Below are 2,182 nucleotides of genomic sequence, written 5' to 3' on the forward strand. Positions count from 1 at the left end.
TGTAAATGTCAAGATAAACATGTACATTTTCGCTTGTTTAAGCATGTACAAAATCAATCATTTTCTTTGCTAAAATGATCTTTAATTCGATAGGATTGTCCTACAATACTGACCACCGTGGCATGATGTAAGACACGATCTAGTATGGCATTGGCGAGTTTAGGGTCCTGGAATACTTCGTCCCAAGACTTGAAGTTGATATTGGTCGTTAGGATGGTACTACGCTTTTCATAACGCATATCGATTAATTGAAAGAATAATTTTGCATCCTCCGGATCAATAGGCAAGTACCCAATTTCATCAATAATAAGTAATTTGTATTTTGTATAGTGCTTTAAACGAGATTCTAGGCGATTCTCAATCTTGGCACGTTTTAAATTTTGAAGTAAATCATGACATTTAATAAAATAAGTACTTGTTCGCTTTTTAGCTGCTGCTATACCAATAGACGTGGCCAAATGGGTCTTACCAACACCACTAGGTCCTAAAAATACTATGTTTTCTTGTTGCTCTAAGAAACGTAGAGAAATAAAATCTAAGATTTGTTGTTTATTAATACTCGGCTGGAATTCGAAATCAAACTCATCAACCTCCTTTCTATGAGGAAATGCGCCCATTTTCACCATAGAATGAATCATATTTTGTTCTCGTACATCAATCTCATAGTTTGTCAGTTTAACAAGTGTCTCTACGAAGGATAATTCATTATTAATGCTAAAATCGACTACGTCACCTAAATGTTGTGCCATTTGTTTTAATTTTAAATACTCTAGGTTTGTTGTTAATTGTTGATAGCTATTCTTCATTTCTATATACCTCACCAATTACTGATAAATTTTGTTTCGCCAAATTGTCAATGTTCGGATATTTAGGTAGTGACTTAGCCAATGCTTTTTTATAATGTTCTTCTTTATAATTGAGCTTAGATTGGCTGATTTTATGTTGTACAATTAACTTCATGTTATGATAAACATATATTTGATTATCATATACTTGTAAACCGACGGTTTTACCTTGATATTCAGCTGGAACTGAGTATTGATTCGATTTGTAAGATATCATGCCTGATGTATTAACTTTTACAAGTTTATGCTTAATCATATAGGAATCTCTTATCGCGCTCTTCGGGAGTGGTTGTAGGAGATTCTTTTCCTGTTTTAGGGCAAACACTGGAATCTTACCAGTCCCTTGATGAAATGTTTGATTAATTCTTGCACATAATTTTTGCACAAATTCATGTAATTCTTCAAAAGTGAATCTTCCTTGATAAGCATGAATTTCGTCTAGAAGTTTCATTGGCGCTTCTACTTTCCCTTTGGTATTTGGTCGCCCTGCGATACAAGGTTGTACCTTAAATCCAAAATCTTGAGCGAATTGGGCAAACTTATTGTTAATCGTTCCTGTAAAGTGTTCTGTTCGAGCTTCATCCATTACCGTCTTCATATTATCCGTGACAATTACCTTCGGTACACCACCAAACATTTCAAATGCCTCTGTCATAAATGACATTAAAACACTTTGTGATTTTGAAATATTCAAATGAAAAACTTTAAATCTCGAGTAGGACAATAAAAGTACAGCTACATTCACATATACGATTTCGCCACTTTTGGTTTCAAATCGTATGCTTTCTTTCCAATCTAATTGAGCTTGTTCTCCTGGAGGTGTCTCATAACGGACACCCACTGAATGACCTGATAAAATACGCTTCCCCTCATCAAAATATGTTCTAAATTCAGGCTTTCTATTAATATAAGCACGAAATGCAGACTGTGAACATTTTAAACCGTGATTGTCTGTTAGATACTGCCATAACACTCGTTTGTAGTAGAAGATTTGTTTAGAATCACTAGATAAAAGAGCTGCAATCACTTCATAATATGTATCGATTTTCGATGTTTTATTTTTTGTCCCTTTTGGTGTAAAACCATTCAAATACTTATCTATGGTACGCCGATCCACATTCAATTCTCTGGCTAATTGACTTTTATTTATCTTCATTTTTAAGTTCCCCATTAGTTTTTTAAAATTTGGTAAGTCTGAAAGACTTTTAACCTCAAATTCTGTTTGAATATCTAGCTTAATATACATACTAACCACCTCAGAGTCAGTATGGAGAATCCAATTGAAAATGTACATATTTATTCAAGCGTTAATGTACATATTTAAGTTAGCATTTATA

General features: G+C 33.5%; 2 protein-coding genes. Both read right to left on the reverse strand.

The genetic code is table 11. The features are described 5' to 3' along the window. Positions 1-53 precede the first annotated feature (53 nt). Positions 54-806, reverse strand: coding sequence for an IS21-like element IS232 family helper ATPase IstB (istB, locus tag CQ064_RS32975; protein ID WP_000798699.1), 753 nt, complete (start codon positions 804-806; stop codon positions 54-56). Beyond that, entirely contained in the window at positions 796-2,091 is a 1,296-nt protein-coding gene (gene istA, locus CQ064_RS32980; protein ID WP_000275580.1) for an IS21-like element IS232 family transposase, read from the reverse strand. The genes istB and istA overlap by 11 nt, the downstream gene beginning before the upstream one ends. Between the last annotated feature and the right edge of the window lie 91 nt (positions 2,092-2,182).

This window comes from Bacillus sp. MYb78 (genome assembly GCF_002975115.1).
GTDB classification, from domain to species: domain Bacteria; phylum Bacillota; class Bacilli; order Bacillales; family Bacillaceae_G; genus Bacillus_A; species Bacillus_A cereus.

Excerpts from the sequence above, each read along its gene's own strand:
- istA (WP_000275580.1), bottom strand. The coding sequence starts at position 2,091 with ATGTATATTAAGCTAGATATTCAAACAGAATTTGAGGTTAAAAGTCTT.
- istB (WP_000798699.1), bottom strand. The coding sequence starts at position 806 with ATGAAGAATAGCTATCAACAATTAACAACAAACCTAGAGTATTTAAAA.